Origin of the sequence: Nosocomiicoccus ampullae (genome assembly GCF_019357495.1) — a bacterium.
In the GTDB taxonomy this organism is placed as follows: domain Bacteria; phylum Bacillota; class Bacilli; order Staphylococcales; family Salinicoccaceae; genus Nosocomiicoccus; species Nosocomiicoccus ampullae.
On record NZ_CP079110.1, the window covers coordinates 1,238,437 to 1,253,521 of the forward strand.

The following is a 15,085-nucleotide window of genomic DNA, read 5'->3' on the forward strand; positions in this document are numbered from 1 at the left end:
TTAACTTTTCGCTTTTATTAAAAGCATCGTTAAATCATCTTTTCTCGTTTGATCTTGCATACGAGTTAAATTCTCATATAAATACTGAACGATATCTTGTGGATGCTTATCCCGATTATCTCTAATCATATATTTAACATCTTCCATGTCGATAAACGACCCGTCATGTTTTCTTAACTCAGACACTCCATCTGTATAAATAAAAATCATATCATTATCATTTAATTTTACTGTATCTTCATCATATGAAACGTCTTCTATGACACCTAACACAAGTCCTCTTGTGTTCAACGTCTCAAATACATCATCTTCATAACGATAAATAAAAGCTGGTTCATGTCCAGCGCTAGAATAGTTCAACTCAAAATTATTATAATCATACACACCATAAAACATCGTAATAAACATATTTTTATTGATGTTCTTTTCAACTAAAGTATTAATTTTCTCTAACACTCGGTTTGGTCTATAAGTAAGATGTGATAACTCTAATGAGAATTTTAACATTGCCATCGCGATAGCTGCAGGAATCCCAGAGCCTATTACATCTGCAACCGCAAGTCCTATTTTACCATCCCTTTTGTCTAAAATTGTAAAATAGTCACCATTCACTTTACTTGCAGCTACACTTATCGCACCAAGTTGTGTATTTTCAATTGACGGTATACTTGACTTTAACATTGTTTGTTGTACATTAGCTGCAACATCTAGCTCTTGGTCATGATGGTTAATTTGATTTAGCATCGCACGGTAATCACGGTATGTAAACCCGAAAGATATCATCACTTCTTCTAATATTTCTAAAGATTTTTTGATTTCTTCACCGTCGTTAATATGTAAATGATTTAACATTTGAATATGTAAAGATACAATTTCCTCAGGAGAAGTGTCTATTTCAATGACATTTTGACTAAATGTTTGTGCACGTGCAATTGCTTCATCGACAGCATCGTCATAAATAAATAGCTTTAAAATCGTTTCGTATTCTTCTGTAAGCTTATCGATGTATGTCACGAAAACTCCTCCTCACTTTAATGTTTAACATGATGTTTTTTACTTTTTTTATTCTTTTTAGGATTTTCAGATAGTCCTAAGCTAATGCTTAAAGCAGCATCAACTTCTTTCATTTTTTCATTATCTAAATATGTAAGCTTTTCTTGTAACCTAGTTTTATCTATCGTTCGTATTTGCTCTAGAAGGATAACCGAATCTGTTTTAAAATTGTATTTTTCAGCATTCACTTCTACATGTGTTGGGATTTTCGCTTTATCAATTTTTCCTGTAATCGCAGCGACTATTAAGGTTGGAGAGAACTTATTCCCAACATCGTTTTGAATAATAACAACAGGGCGTTTACCGCCCTGTTCAGAGCCTTGAACTGGAGAAAGATCAGCTAGGTATACTTCTCCACGTTTCATCTACTCACCATCTTTATCATTATTATTTAAATATTCATTTAGAAGCTTTTGGGAGTAGATTTGTTCCACCTCACATTCAAGATGAAACCCCTCTCTAGCGATTATTAAGTTCAATTCTGACATCTCAATGTAACCATCTTTCATAGACTGGATTAAATTTTCGTCTAACATATATGAACTCAAAACAACCATCTCCCTATAATATCCTCATTTTAACACATTTAGAATATTCATTTAATTTATTTTAAAATGTCATTTGAAATAGATACCTGGTCTGACTCCTTGTAAATACGCGGTAAACGTCTTGTTAATAAACATGTTGATTCGTATGGAATTGAACCGACGTGTTCGCTAAATCGTTCGAGTGATTGCGGACTGTCATAGTCATTATCGATAATAATTACTTCATCGCCAGCTTTCGCATCAACTTCAATCATCGAGGCATCCATACATACCCTACCGACAATTGGACGATTCTCACCATTTACTTTAACCGCGTAACCAGAATGTTGTCTTAGTAAACCATCTCCATATCCAACAGGAATTGTTGATATTTCTGTATTTTTATCAACAATGTATGTCTCATCGTAGCCAACAAAATCATTTTTTACTAAATGATGTGAGTCAACAACATGAGTGATGAGTCTTAAAGCAGGACTGAGATTAATATTCGATTTTTCTTTTACCATTAAACTCGGATAATATCCATATAAAGAAATCCCGATTCTTACCGCATTTGTATATTCCTCATCAAATAATAGTGCACCTGCTGAGTTTAAAGCATGGATATATTTTGGTCTTTCGACTTGGTCAACTATTTCTTTAAACTTATCGAGTTCTTTTTGTGCACCGTAAGATGTTGATGACGCGAGCGCGAGATGAGAAAAAATACCTTCATAAACGAAATGGTCTGAGTCTTTAATTAGCTGGATCATCTCTTTAATTTCTTTGACACTATCTGTACCATAACGGTTCATGTAGCTATTGACTTTAATATGGATCCAGACGTTTTTATCATATTCTCTGGTATTGTTTTCTAACGCCGCTTCAAGCCACTTAGCATTCGGTGCCGTTAGTGCAATTCTATGCTGAATTGCTTTATTAATATGCTCTGGATTTATAATGCCTAGTACGAGAATTTTTGATTTAATGCCATGCATGCGTAACTCAATAGCTTCATCTAATGTACCGACCGCAAAAAAGTCAACACCTTTTCCTTCGAGAAACTGACATACTTTTTCTGCACCATGTCCATACGCATTTGATTTTACAACCGCAATAAATGTCTTATTTTCATGTAATTGACTCATTTTTTCATAGTTTTGATAAATACGGTCTAAATCGACTTCGACATAAGCATCTCTAAAAAACCTATCTTCCATATTCCATCCCGTCCTTTAATCTATAATAATTACCGTTGCAGTCGCATACATTTTAGAATGTGATATTGAAATTAATGCAGAGCGCCCGTTAATGTATGGTTTACCATTATCCTCATTTAAAATTTCAATATGCTTAAAGTTTAATTTGCCTATACCTGTTCCAACTGCTTTTGCATATGCTTCTTTTCCTGCAAATCGTCCTGCTAAAAATTCTAACTTTCTTCTATTACTTTTAATATTATTATAATTATTAAATTCTATTTCGCTTAATATTCTGTTTGCAAGTCGATCATTTTTGTTTGCCTGATTTATACGGTCGATTTCAATAATATCTGTTCCGAGTCCTTTAATCATCTTCGTCCACCCTACTACGTTTTACTCTAACGATTTCTCTTATACTACTTCTCAATTCATCTGCACGATTTTTTTCAAGTTCAGGGATATACGTGCCGCCTCCTGCGGTTGAAATTTCTATACCTTTTAGGCCGAAGCGCTTCATAACAGGACCTTCAGTAACGTCGACGTTTTGTATTCTAAACAGTGGAATAACGATATGTTTTTTGTTAAAAATTCCGCTATTTACAACAAGTACATCGTCAGTGACTTGAAACTCAAAGTATTTATAAAATAGTCTCGGATAAACCAACATATTATATAGTACCTCATATAAAAAGAATACGGCTGCGATACCAATGACGACAAATGCTGGTATTTTTATAAATGGAAAAAAGTAAATAAGCACAAGTCCTATAATAATTACTGCGACTGATATTAAACTTTTAAAAACGGCTTGGAGTCTCCAGTAATTAATCGCTTTTTTAGATACTTTCTCCATCAGCTACACCCCTTTTTACATAATCAAATATCTCATTCGCTTCCTCAATTTCTAGATGTTTAACTTCAACAACTTTTGGTGTAAAACCTGCTGCTGTTTTGACATCAATAGTTCCAAGACCTGCTCGGTGTGTGAAAAATGTTTGCGTAATGGAAGTATCGATGATTTTACTTCGTTTAATAATATAATGTTTTCTTATAAATGAAGACGTCGTTAACATATTTAAATCTCCATTATCGATCAACGTTCCACTATTTTTAGCTGAGTAAATCCCGCTAATAACTGTTAGTACACAAAGTAAAATACCAATAGCAAGTACAATATAAAATGGAATCATATAATCTTTATAGTAAAGTAAACTACATACTGCCGAGAAAATGATAAATAAAATAGCAAGTGTCACCTGGAAATATCGTCTATATGAACGTAATGGAACGTTTGGTTCTGGTCTTGTAATATTATATTCACTAAAATACGTATTTAAAAATTCATAGCTATCTTTTTGTTTTATAACTGGTGTTAAAATAACATCTCCACTATCTTCAAGATTAAAATCATTGCTCGTGATTCCAACATTTAACGAGTGAATCTTTAATAATCGACTAATTAGTCCGCCTTCTTCTACAGAAATATTTTGAATACGATTCTTATTTACAGTAATTGTTTTTCTCTCAAGTAATCCATATTGAATAATAAAATCATCATTATGCTTTGTAATCTTGTACCCATAATATCTGACATACATAATAATTCCACCAATAATTACTCCGACAAATAGAAGTACAATTACAAATGCAACTATTATCGGGACGATGAAATGACCGACAATCCCTTGCATTGTTTCAACCACATTCACAATGACTTTATCGAGACCGATATAACTAAGCCCCCCAAATAGTGCCGCTAAGAAAATACCGAGTCCTCCACTTGTTGCAATGAGAAGTAACATTTCTTTTGGAGAAATTTGAAATATGACTTGACCTTCAGAAATTGCCTCCTCTACTTTTTCTTCAGCACCTTCATCAAGTTCGCTAGTTTCAGTATGAGCTGGTACTTCATCTTCTTTTTGTTTATATAGATATGTACGAATTGATTCTGCCATATCATATTTTACGCCAGGTAACGTGATACTTTCACCAGGGCTTTTTATGTCTACGACTGCCGCGTTAAAGATCCGTGCAATAATTGGTTGAGTGATATCGATACTTTGAATGCGTTCGATACTTAATTCACGTTCTTTTTTAACGAATAATCCCGATTTATAAATCACTTTGTCAGATTCGATCCAATATCGAATCGTCCAATCTTTAATAATTCCTGCGATGATTAAAAATATACTAAATATGAGTAATATTAATGCAAATATATTTTCTGATAAAAATCTGTAATCTAGTTTTCCTGTTAATAAGTTAAAAAATGTAATTAAAAATATATACCAGTAGTTTTTAAATACGTCTACAACTGTAATAAGATATGCTACTGGATGAAGTCTATGCATATTAGACATCGCTATCTACCTCTTTTAGACGTGTGATAATTTTATCTTTTAAAGTTAACGCACGTGTTGTTTCAATTTCTGGTAAATTCACTGTGTATGCTGCGTTAGTTAACTCGATTTTTGCAAGGTTAAATCTTCTTGCGATAAATCCTCTTTTAACTTCAACAATTTGAACACGTTCAATTGGATATAACGCAGTAGTTATGTATAAAAATCCTTTTTTAACGATTAAGTAATCCTCATGTACTCCGATTTTCGTAATCTTTGTATAAACTATCGGACGTAATATAACGAAAATTACGACATACATAATAATTAAACTAATAAAAATGATAATAGATAATTTAAAATAAAAACTAAAAAAATATGCAATTACTATGTATATAGTAGGAATTAAAAATAATAGTAACCCATTTAATAATGCCTTAAGCTGCATATATGGTCGTAGGTTTTTATCTACCGACTCCATCGACTCACTCCTTTTCACTTATTATACATGACTTAATTTTCATAATAAATTAAAAAAAGCGCCTGTCGGCGCTTCTATTATTTCATGAATTGCTTAAATGTTTTATTGTCAGAACGCTTTTTTCGACTTGTATTTCGTTTGTTCGGTTTACGTCGGTTGTTACGTTCATTCTTTTTGCCGCGATTAAAATCTTTGCGTTTACCATTAGACTGCTTAGATGATGCACGTCTTGGTAATGGCTTTTCAAATGACAATTGAATTGCATCATCTTCTTTATCATTTATATATTCGCTAACGAATGCTGTAATAATATCTAACGGATCGAACGTTTCAACTAATTTTCTAGATAGTTCGTATACTTCTTCGTCGATTTCTTTACCTTCATATTTTCTAACTTTGTCAATCATAACTTCTGCTTGTGCAGCTTTGACTTCTTCTTTAAATGGTGGTCTTAACGGACGAATCGTCTTACCTTTCGTCTCTTCGATTAAACGTAGATAACCCATCTCAATTGGGTTAACAAATGTTAAAGCAACACCACTTTCACCCGCACGTCCTGTACGACCGATACGATGCGTGTAACTTTCTGCATCTTGTGGAATATCAAAGTTATATACATGTGTCACACCTGTAATGTCTAATCCACGTGCAGCAACATCTGTTGCAACTAAAATTTGAAGTGCATCATTTTTAAACTTTTTTAACACTTCAAGACGTTTTGACTGTGTAATATCACCGTGCAGTCCTTCTGCTAAATATCCTTTTGCAATTAACGCACTTGTTAGCTCGTCCACACGACGCTTCGTACGACCGAATACAATCGCAAGTTTTGGACGATGAACATCTAGAAAATCAACAAATACGTCTAGCTTTTCTAATTCTTTAACTATCGTATAATATTCTTCAATCTGAGGGTCTGATTGATTATGATTCATCGTTTTTACGATTTTTGGTTGGCCCATAAACTTAGTGACAAGTTCTTGAATTGCTTTAGGCATCGTTGCACTGAATAATAATGTTTGACGGTCTTTTTCTGGCAAACGACTCATAATAAATTCAACATCGTCGATAAAGCCCATGTTCATCATTTCATCTGCTTCATCAAGTACAAACTTCGTAATATGATTTAGTTTTAACGTTTTACGGTTAATATGATCAATTACACGTCCCGGTGTACCAACAATAATTTCAGGTTTTCTCTTTAACTCAGAAATTTGGCGTTCAATAGATACTCCGCCGAATATGACAGACACTTTTAATTTTTTATACTTAGAAAATTGTTTGAGCTGTTCACTCACTTGCATTGCAAGTTCTCTCGTCGGTGCTAAAATAAGTGTTTGAGTACCGTGTCCACGTTTAACTTTTTCTACGATAGGAATTCCAAAAGCACCTGTTTTACCTGTACCTGTTTGTGCTTGCCCTAAAATATCTCTACCCTCTAATGCGAGTGGAATACTTTCTTCTTGTATAGGAGTTGGTGTTTCAAACCCCATTTCTTCAAGTGCAAGTATCGTTTCGTTACTTACACCAAGTGATTCAAAAAATTTCAACTTTTAGTCTCCTTTGACTGTTTAACTATTATCTCTAAATGTATAACTACTTAATGCTATCACTTTAATTTGTATTATACAACAACTATTCACTAATGAGACGCTCGAGTCTCATGCCTCTTGATGCTTTTAACAAGACAACTGTGTCTTCATCTTTTAAATCATCGATTTTTTCTTTTAACTCGTTAATATTGTTAAAATGATTTGTATTATCACTTAACACAGTACTATTAATGATTTTAGCTGCGTCACCATACGTAAATATGTGCGTGAAGTTATTATCCTCATTAATATACTCTCCAACTTCACGATGTAAATTTTCGCTATAACTACCAAGCTCTAGAATGTCACCAAGTACGAGTATCTTTTTCTTATAGTTTAAATGTCTAACAGTATCAATTGCGCTTTTCATTGAAGACGGACTTGCGTTATACGCATCGTTTATAATGAGTGCGCCTGTATGATCTAAATGCTGTTCCATTCTCATATTCGTGATTGTTAGTCCCTGTAAACTTTCCTTCACACTTTTCTTATCAATATTGAAAAACTCACTAATCGCAATCGCAAAGCTTGCGTTTACTGCATTATGCTTACCAAGAGACGGTATGTTATACGTTTCATCTTGTAATGTAAACGTAACACCTGACTGATTTTCTTTAATACCTTCGACAATTAAATCATTATCATCAGTCATTCCAACAGTTACTTGATCATAAGATGTGTTTTTATTTACAAGTTTTTTCAGCTCATCATAATCGTTTGAGTAGATAAATAACCCATCTTCTTTTAAATCGTCAACAATTTCATATTTTGCTTTTGCGATGTTTTCTCTAGAGCCTAGTTTTTCGATATGAGATTCTCCAACATTAGTCAACACTGCGATATCTGGTTTTGCGACTGATGATAAGTAATGGATATCACCTAAGCTATCCATACCCATTTCTAAAATTAAAATATCTGTATCGGTCTTTGTGTTAAAGACCGTTAACGGGAGACCAATTTCGTTATTATAGTTCCCAATTGTTTTTTGCACTTTAAAATGTGGTCTTAATACACATTCAACCATATCTTTAGTCGTAGTTTTTCCATTAGATCCAGTGATTGCGATTACTTTAACATCTAATAACTTTAAATATTCTCTCGCAATGTCCCCGAGTGCTTTTTCAACATCATCGACGATGATAAGTGGTGCATCGATATTTTCTTTTTCAGATAAAGAAACAACTGCCCCTGATTCAATCGCATTTAAAATAAAGTTATGCCCGTCAACGTTTTCTCCGATAAATGGTGCGAACATATTATTTTTTTCAATTGTTCTCGTATCGATTGAAACACCAGAAATAAAAGTTTCTTCTATTTCTTTTGCTTTATCATTTAGCTTTCCGTTACAAAACTTTGAGATTTTTTTAATTGATAGTGATATCATATGATTCATTCCTATAATTTTATTAAAATACTGTTATAATTATTAATGGACGAATTGTCCTACATAATTAGATTACCATAGATTTAGGTGAAGCAATTGAGTCAAAAAAAGTATTCAAGAAAAAACTTTAATATACTAACACGTATCGATTGGACCCTTATTTTTATCATTCTCATTCTCGCTACGATTAGTATTTTGACTATTAAAAGTGCAATGACCAGTGAGCAATATACAACTAACTTTGCTGAAAGACAGCTACTTTTTTACTTATTCGGTTTCTTTATTGCATTTGTCTTAATGGTGATTCCATTCCATTTTTACAAAGACTACATATGGGGGATTTATGCGTTCGGAGTACTTAGCTTACTCTTTTTACACTTTTCTCCTTTTGAAAGTTTAACACCAATTATTAATGGTGCAAAGAGTTGGTATCAATTTGGGTTCTTTAGTATACAACCTTCAGAATTCATGAAGATTATTTATATTATGGCTCTTGCGTACGTGATCAGTCAGCATAATAAATATAAAATCGATGATGAGTTATCTTTAGATGTAAAATTAATCGGTAAAATGATTGTCGTTTCGATTCTTCCGATGATTTTAACATTGTGGCAAAACGACTTAGGAACAACCCTTGTAATGCTTGCAATATTTTTTGGTATGGTACTTGTTTCCGGTATTAGTTGGTGGCTAATTTTACCAGTAGTATTTATCGTAAGTACAGTTGGTATATCGCTAATATTAGGAATTATATATCGTCCAGATCTCATCGATAAGCTCGGTGTCCACGCGTATCAATTCGACAGAATTTACTCATGGCTACAGCCTGAAAAATACCTTTCAGATAGTGGCTTCCAATTAATGAACTCACTAATCTCTATTGGTTCTGGGGGAGTTACTGGCCGTGGTTATATGGATGGAATTATTTACATTCCTGAAAACCATACGGACTTTATATTTACAATTGTCGGTGAAGAATTCGGATTTATTGGTACAACGCTAGTTATAATCGTATTATTTGCATTACTTTTAAGATTATTTAAAATATCATTACTTACACACGATAGTTTCGGTGGATATTTCATCATTGGATTTTTATCGTTATTATTTTTCCATATCTTCCAAAACATTGGAATGACTATTCAAGTCGTTCCGATTACAGGTATTCCACTTCCTTTCTTAAGTTACGGTGGTAGTGGTCTATGGGCGAACATGGTTGGTATTGGAATTGTATTGAGTATTTACTTCTATGAAGTATCTGGAAATAAGGAAACTCGTTTTAAGAAATAAAAAAACGCAAGCTTTCGCTTGCGTTTCTTTAAATATTATTTTCGTTTAACTTTAGCTGTTCAACGTTAGAAATACGATTCATAATCTCAAGTCTTGAAGGGGCAACGGATACCTTGATGCCAAGTTCTTTCAATACTCGAACCGCATCTTTTAGTTTAGATTTGTCATTTTGCTTCATAATGACACTCCCTTACTTCGAGTTAATTATAATTATACAGACCTAGTAGTAATATTACTATACTATTTCAAAAAAACTTTTTTACATATTTGTCACAACTAAATGAAAATAAGATGAGAGGAGCTTAATATTGGATATTTTACTCACGTCACGCAACTTTTTACAATCTATTGCTGACTTTTTTACATCACTGCCTTATGCGGCTATCTTTACATTTGTAATTTTACTCATTAACTTTCTACTCGCGATTGGTATGATTTTCTGGGAACGTAAAAGTGCACAAAGCGTTTGGGCCTGGCTACTCGTATTATTCTTCTTACCAATTATAGGCTTTATATTATACGTTCTCTTTGGACGTACGATATACAATAAAGAAATTTTTAAAGTTACAGAAAAAGATAAGATTGGTCTTGAAGCACTTGTCACTGAACAGCTAGAAGATATTAAAATGGATAAACTCACACTTCCTACACCACAAGCGAAAAAACATCGTAAACTCGTCCATATGTTACTCAACAATAATCAGTCATTCTTAACATCTAATAATAAAGTTGAAACATTTTATGAGACGACAGAATTTTTTGATCAAATGCTCCAAGATATTGAAAATGCACAAGATCATATTCATTTTCAATTTTATATTTTTAAATTAGACTCACTTGGTCAAAAGTTTTACGATGCACTCGTTAAAAAACAAAAAGAAGGTGTCGATGTTAAAATCTTATATGACGACATTGGATCTCGTTCTTTAAAACTTAAAAACTTTAAAGAACTACGTGACTACGGCGGTAAAGTCGAAGCATTCTTCCCAAGTCGACTCGCATTAATTAACCCACGTATGAATAACAGAAACCACCGTAAAAACGTCATCATCGATGGTAAAATTGGATATACTGGTGGAACAAATGTCGGTGAAGAATATATAGGACTTAGTAAAAAGTTTGGTTACTGGAGAGACACACATATACGTGTTCAAGGTAATGCAGTAAAATCTCTTCAATTAAGATTTATGCTCGATTGGAACTCACACGCAACGCGCGATAACTTATCACATCACCCACGCTATTTCCCTGAAATACCTGTCATTGGAGATACGGCAATGCAAATTGCGGCGAGTGGTCCTGACGAAGATTGGCAACAAATCAAATATGGGTATATAAAGATGATTAACTCTGCAAAAAAATCAATTTACATTCAATCACCATACTTTATACCAGACTCTTCCATGATAGAAGCAATCAAAATTGCACTTCTCTCTGGAATCGAAGTTAATATAATGATCCCCCCATTCCCAGACCATCCATTCGTATATTGGGGAACATATCATAACGTTGGAGAACTCGCGATGATTGGTGCGAATGTATATATTTACGAACGCGGATTCTTGCATCAAAAAGTGATGATTATTGATGACGAAGTCGTGTCCATTGGTTCTTGTAACATGGACAACCGTAGTTACGCATTAAACTTTGAAGTTAACGCATTTATATTTGATGAAAAAGAAGCAATTCAAAATAGATTACAGTTTGAAAAAGACGCATTATACTCTAAAATATTATCTCCTGAAGTTTATAATTCAAGAAGCAAGTGGATTAAATTTAAAGAAGGTATCGCAAATTTAATTGCACCGATACTATAATTAAAAATCCCGATTTAGCAAATTGCTAAATCGGGATTTTTGTATTATTTACGTTTCTTATTCGGTTTAACTTTTGCACCTTGACGTTTTCTTTCTTTCTCAGCTTGTTCTTTATAGTGTGCTTCTAAAATTGGTGCCATTTCCTCATCGACTTTTTTACGGTAGTATAAGTTACCAATAATCGTTTGAAGAACTAAGAACGCACCACCAACTGCCCAGTATAATGGTAAAGCTGAAGGTGAAATGAATGAAATCCATAAAATCATCAGTGGTGAGATAAACATAAATAATCTCATTTGTTTTTGTTGTTCTTCAGGTAAGAACATCATTGAAACATAAGCTTGTATTGCGTAAACTAAAACCGCAATTGCGATCATAATAAAACTACGCTCTGTTAAATCCATCCATAAGAAATCTGGGTATTTTGTAATACCACCTGGTGATGGATATTTTAAAGCGAAGAATAATGCCATAACGATTGGCATTTGAATTAAGATCGGTAAACACCCAACGTTTAACGGGTTAATATCATGCTTTTTGTATAAAGCCATCATCTCTTGTTGCACAGCCATTTTTTCTTCTTGTGTTGTTGCAACTTTCATACGGTGCTGAATATCTTCCATTTCAGGCTTAACGATTTTCATTTTTTCACGCATCATCATTTGGTTTTTATATGTTTTCATCATAAATGGAAAGATGATTAAACGAACAATGAGTGTTAAAACAATAATCGCTAGACCGTAGTTATGGTTTAAATTATCACCGAGCCAATGAAGTAAGTTATCCATTGGTTGAACAAATGTATTAAAGAAAAAACCATCTCTGTTTTCAGGCTCAGAATAGTCACATCCTGCTAAAAACAAGACGAGGCCCATCGTTAACGGAAATAGCCATTTTTTAGCCATAATTTCACCTCTAATTTTATATACAAGAGTGATTGTACCATACTTAACATTACATTTACAGAGAAAATATAACGTGTTTCCTTACTCAATGTCTATAAAATGATTAATTGGACCATCTTTTTTTCCGATGTCTAAACTATTTTGTAAACCTAACGTGACGTAGCGTTTTGCTTTTTTAAATGCATTCTCTAAACTATTCCCTTTCGCAATTTCAGCAGTAATCACTGCTGAGAATGTACTACCGCTTCCACGTTTATTTTTCGTATCGACAATTTCTTCAGTTAGCGTTAACGAATTGTTTTTTGTAAATAGATAGTCACAAGCTTTACCTGTAATGTTACTGTCATTAATAATGACTGCTTTTACTCCAATTTCTCGCAGGAAAATTTTAGCCGCAGTATCGATATCTTTTTCTGACTGAATATCAATCCCTGTAAGTGCTTCTGCTTCTTTAAGATTCGGTGTCACCACTGCCGCATGGTGGAGAAGTTCTTTCGTAAGTATGGCTGTCGCCTCTTGAGATAAAATTCTCTCGCCTTCTCTAGAAAAGATATACGGATCGACAACGAATGGAATATGATAGTTTTTTACATATTTCGTAATAGTTTCAATCATATAAATACTTGTAATCATTCCGGATTTCATTGTAAATGGTATAGAATCTTCAAAAATACTCTTCAATTGCTTTTCTAAAAAGTCATCTGGAATATTTAAAATTTCTTGAATCCCTTGAGAGTTTTGAGCAGTTAAATTTGTAATTGCTGACATACCGTAAACATTTAAATTTTGAAATGTTTTTAAATCTGCATTAACACCTGAACCGCCTGTTGGGTCATAACCAGATATTGTAAGTGCTACTGGTAAAGTCATAATAATTCTCCTCTATTTTACAAAGTGCGTCTTAATAATCGACTCTAAAACGATTGGAAGCTCTTTAAATGCACTTGGCTTTAAAATTCTTTCTGTTACCTTATGCGCATCTTTTCCAATCGGTCCGCAGTTTAGTACGGGTGCGGAAATTTCTTTTATATCTTCAAATGGTATCATATATGTCGTATTAAATGTCGGTGTGTTGTAACTGAACATTTGGTCACTTTCATAACTCGTATCATATTTTACATAACTTAAATCACATATACCATTAAAAAAGTGTATATGTTCAACTTCACGATTTAAATTTTTACTTGTTTTTTCAATTGTTTTAATGATATCAGTGACAAGAACATCTTCAGAACTATTTGTCGCTGGATAATACGGTGGCGTGAAAAAAGTGACGACTGTCGGTCCGATATGACGCATAGACATCATAAGTTTATCGACCGCTTCAATACATTGTAAATGATCATCTTGATTTTTTTCGACACTATTTAATAGTTCGTGTACTTTATCTCTACCGTGAGTGTCAATTGCTTGTTCAATTAACTCTTCATATTTTAGTGTGTTGATTGTCATGTTGTTATCTTTATATATACCGTCATCAAACGTGTGCATGACTTCTTCAGCATCTTTTACTGATGATTTTACGAGCTCGTTAAATGTATTAAAAATATCTGCTGCTGTTTTCTTAAATATAAATAGATTATATAAACTAACTGTTCTAAAGGGTGTTTGAACATCGTACTGATCTTTTAAATCACGCATCATGAGTGATACTGGAAGTGGTGTGGATTCATTCTTATACGTTTCTGTAAATGAATCATTATATTCAATTTTTCTATTGATAAAACTCATTAACCAGTTTGAACTAATGCCATTCATTGCATTACCTACGTGTGTTTCTTTCCCATACACGTACACTGAAGGCATAAGTTTACCAATTGTACCTGAGTATATGTAGTGAGTATTTGATCCAGATGCTTGCTGGAATGTTGGTTCACTATTTAAGTGCAGTACAATATCTAAATCTTTTTCTTTACGAATATCATTTAACTTTTTAACCGCAGCTCGCATCCCTTTAGAACTAACTTCTTCATCGGGTACTGTAATTAAAATAAGGTTAATATCCCAGTTTTCAATCGCCGCTTTTTCGATTAAAGACATATGAAGCATTAAACCTGGCTTCATATCCATACTTCCGCGTCCAAAGTAATAATCATCTGTTTCAATATCTTTTATAGCATCTTCGTTTAAATAAGTATGATCTGACTTAAATATTTCTGTAATTTTATCGATATTAAATGCATCATTTTTATAGTCTCCAAAATCTTCAATACCAACCGTATCGAAGTGACTAATTAAAACGACAGTATCTTTAGTATTATTCGATTCATAATGTGCGAGAACTGCTCGTCTATCGTCTGTAGTATATGCGAAATGGATATTTTCTTCATTGGATTTAAAGTAATCTGTTTTTAATAGTTCATTTTTCACTAAGTCAGGGAATTGTCTTTCTCCCTCAGAATATGTCACTGAATTGTGCTTTACGAGTTTTTTTAAAAGATTGATTCGGTCTTTCTCTGTTTGCCATATAGCCATTACCATTAAACTTCCTCCTA

At 33.2% G+C, this 15,085-nt stretch carries 16 protein-coding genes; 2 read left to right on the forward strand and 14 right to left on the reverse strand.

Features of this window, described 5'->3' with window-relative positions; all coding sequences use genetic code 11:
* The 10 genes from KPF49_RS06485 to KPF49_RS06530 form a co-directional block, all read right to left on the reverse strand.
* Positions 1-1,014 (reverse strand): SpoIIE family protein phosphatase, encoded by a 1,014-nt coding sequence (locus KPF49_RS06485; protein ID WP_183673969.1) that lies wholly within the window; start codon positions 1,012-1,014, stop codon positions 1-3.
* 17 nt (positions 1,015-1,031) lie between these two features.
* Complete coding sequence (locus tag KPF49_RS06490; RefSeq protein ID WP_183673967.1) at positions 1,032-1,418, reverse strand: type II toxin-antitoxin system PemK/MazF family toxin; 387 nt, start codon at positions 1,416-1,418, stop codon at positions 1,032-1,034.
* The gene (locus tag KPF49_RS08085; protein WP_375781554.1) at positions 1,419-1,601 is read right to left on the reverse strand and encodes an antitoxin MazE; all 183 of its coding nucleotides are present in this window, start codon (positions 1,599-1,601) and stop codon (positions 1,419-1,421) included.
* A gap of 56 nt (positions 1,602-1,657) precedes the next feature.
* Positions 1,658-2,800 carry an alanine racemase gene (gene alr / locus KPF49_RS06500; RefSeq protein WP_183673965.1) on the reverse strand — a complete coding sequence of 381 codons (1,143 nt, stop codon included), beginning with the start codon at positions 2,798-2,800 and terminating at the stop codon, positions 1,658-1,660.
* A gap of 15 nt (positions 2,801-2,815) precedes the next feature.
* Positions 2,816-3,154, reverse strand: a complete 339-nt coding sequence (gene acpS / locus KPF49_RS06505) for a holo-ACP synthase (RefSeq protein WP_183673963.1) — start codon at positions 3,152-3,154, stop codon at positions 2,816-2,818.
* The gene (locus KPF49_RS06510; RefSeq protein ID WP_183673961.1) at positions 3,147-3,635 is read right to left on the reverse strand and encodes a PH domain-containing protein; all 489 of its coding nucleotides are present in this window, start codon (positions 3,633-3,635) and stop codon (positions 3,147-3,149) included. The genes acpS and KPF49_RS06510 overlap by 8 nt, the downstream gene beginning before the upstream one ends.
* Positions 3,619-5,142 carry a PH domain-containing protein gene (locus KPF49_RS06515; RefSeq protein WP_183673959.1) on the reverse strand — a complete coding sequence of 508 codons (1,524 nt, stop codon included), beginning with the start codon at positions 5,140-5,142 and terminating at the stop codon, positions 3,619-3,621. The genes KPF49_RS06510 and KPF49_RS06515 overlap by 17 nt, the downstream gene beginning before the upstream one ends.
* Positions 5,135-5,602 (reverse strand): PH domain-containing protein, encoded by a 468-nt coding sequence (locus tag KPF49_RS06520; RefSeq protein WP_183673957.1) that lies wholly within the window; start codon positions 5,600-5,602, stop codon positions 5,135-5,137. Before KPF49_RS06520 ends, KPF49_RS06515 begins: the two co-directional genes overlap by 8 nt.
* 77 nt (positions 5,603-5,679) lie before the next feature.
* Positions 5,680-7,152, reverse strand: coding sequence for a DEAD/DEAH box helicase (locus KPF49_RS06525; protein WP_183673955.1), 1,473 nt, complete (start codon positions 7,150-7,152; stop codon positions 5,680-5,682).
* Positions 7,153-7,237: 85 nt separating this feature from the next.
* The gene (locus tag KPF49_RS06530) at positions 7,238-8,578 is read right to left on the reverse strand and encodes a UDP-N-acetylmuramoyl-tripeptide--D-alanyl-D-alanine ligase (RefSeq protein WP_183674002.1); all 1,341 of its coding nucleotides are present in this window, start codon (positions 8,576-8,578) and stop codon (positions 7,238-7,240) included.
* 96 nt (positions 8,579-8,674) lie between these two features.
* On the opposite strand from KPF49_RS06530, the gene KPF49_RS06535 reads away from it, so the two are divergent.
* Positions 8,675-9,868: an FtsW/RodA/SpoVE family cell cycle protein gene (locus KPF49_RS06535; RefSeq protein ID WP_183673953.1), complete on the forward strand. Its 1,194-nt coding sequence runs from the start codon at positions 8,675-8,677 to the stop codon at positions 9,866-9,868.
* 28 nt (positions 9,869-9,896) lie between these two features.
* On the opposite strand, the gene KPF49_RS06540 is transcribed toward KPF49_RS06535, so the two are convergent.
* Positions 9,897-10,046 carry an Lmo0850 family protein gene (locus KPF49_RS06540; RefSeq protein WP_183673951.1) on the reverse strand — a complete coding sequence of 50 codons (150 nt, stop codon included), beginning with the start codon at positions 10,044-10,046 and terminating at the stop codon, positions 9,897-9,899.
* A gap of 169 nt (positions 10,047-10,215) precedes the next feature.
* On the opposite strand from KPF49_RS06540, the gene cls reads away from it, so the two are divergent.
* Positions 10,216-11,685: a cardiolipin synthase gene (gene cls, locus KPF49_RS06545; RefSeq protein ID WP_183674000.1), complete on the forward strand. Its 1,470-nt coding sequence runs from the start codon at positions 10,216-10,218 to the stop codon at positions 11,683-11,685.
* A 44-nt stretch (positions 11,686-11,729) separates the two neighbouring features.
* On the opposite strand, the gene yidC is transcribed toward cls, so the two are convergent.
* From yidC to KPF49_RS06560, 3 genes are all read right to left on the reverse strand, one after another.
* Positions 11,730-12,590, reverse strand: coding sequence for a membrane protein insertase YidC (gene yidC / locus KPF49_RS06550; protein WP_183673949.1), 861 nt, complete (start codon positions 12,588-12,590; stop codon positions 11,730-11,732).
* A gap of 81 nt (positions 12,591-12,671) precedes the next feature.
* Complete coding sequence (thiD, locus tag KPF49_RS06555; RefSeq protein ID WP_183673947.1) at positions 12,672-13,460, reverse strand: bifunctional hydroxymethylpyrimidine kinase/phosphomethylpyrimidine kinase; 789 nt, start codon at positions 13,458-13,460, stop codon at positions 12,672-12,674.
* A gap of 12 nt (positions 13,461-13,472) precedes the next feature.
* Positions 13,473-15,071, reverse strand: coding sequence for a M20/M25/M40 family metallo-hydrolase (locus KPF49_RS06560; protein WP_183673945.1), 1,599 nt, complete (start codon positions 15,069-15,071; stop codon positions 13,473-13,475).
* Positions 15,072-15,085 lie beyond the last annotated feature (14 nt).

Excerpts from the sequence above, each read along its gene's own strand:
- KPF49_RS06560 (WP_183673945.1), bottom strand. The coding sequence starts at position 15,071 with ATGGTAATGGCTATATGGCAAACAGAGAAAGACCGAATCAATCTTTTA.
- alr (WP_183673965.1), bottom strand. The coding sequence starts at position 2,800 with ATGGAAGATAGGTTTTTTAGAGATGCTTATGTCGAAGTCGATTTAGAC.
- KPF49_RS06520 (WP_183673957.1), bottom strand. The coding sequence starts at position 5,602 with ATGGAGTCGGTAGATAAAAACCTACGACCATATATGCAGCTTAAGGCA.
- KPF49_RS06490 (WP_183673967.1), bottom strand. The coding sequence starts at position 1,418 with ATGAAACGTGGAGAAGTATACCTAGCTGATCTTTCTCCAGTTCAAGGC.
- KPF49_RS06530 (WP_183674002.1), bottom strand. The coding sequence starts at position 8,578 with ATGATATCACTATCAATTAAAAAAATCTCAAAGTTTTGTAACGGAAAG.
- KPF49_RS06510 (WP_183673961.1), bottom strand. The coding sequence starts at position 3,635 with ATGGAGAAAGTATCTAAAAAAGCGATTAATTACTGGAGACTCCAAGCC.
- KPF49_RS06515 (WP_183673959.1), bottom strand. The coding sequence starts at position 5,142 with ATGTCTAATATGCATAGACTTCATCCAGTAGCATATCTTATTACAGTT.
- yidC (WP_183673949.1), bottom strand. The coding sequence starts at position 12,590 with ATGGCTAAAAAATGGCTATTTCCGTTAACGATGGGCCTCGTCTTGTTT.
- acpS (WP_183673963.1), bottom strand. The coding sequence starts at position 3,154 with ATGATTAAAGGACTCGGAACAGATATTATTGAAATCGACCGTATAAAT.
- thiD (WP_183673947.1), bottom strand. The coding sequence starts at position 13,460 with ATGACTTTACCAGTAGCACTTACAATATCTGGTTATGACCCAACAGGC.
- KPF49_RS06540 (WP_183673951.1), bottom strand. The coding sequence starts at position 10,046 with ATGAAGCAAAATGACAAATCTAAACTAAAAGATGCGGTTCGAGTATTG.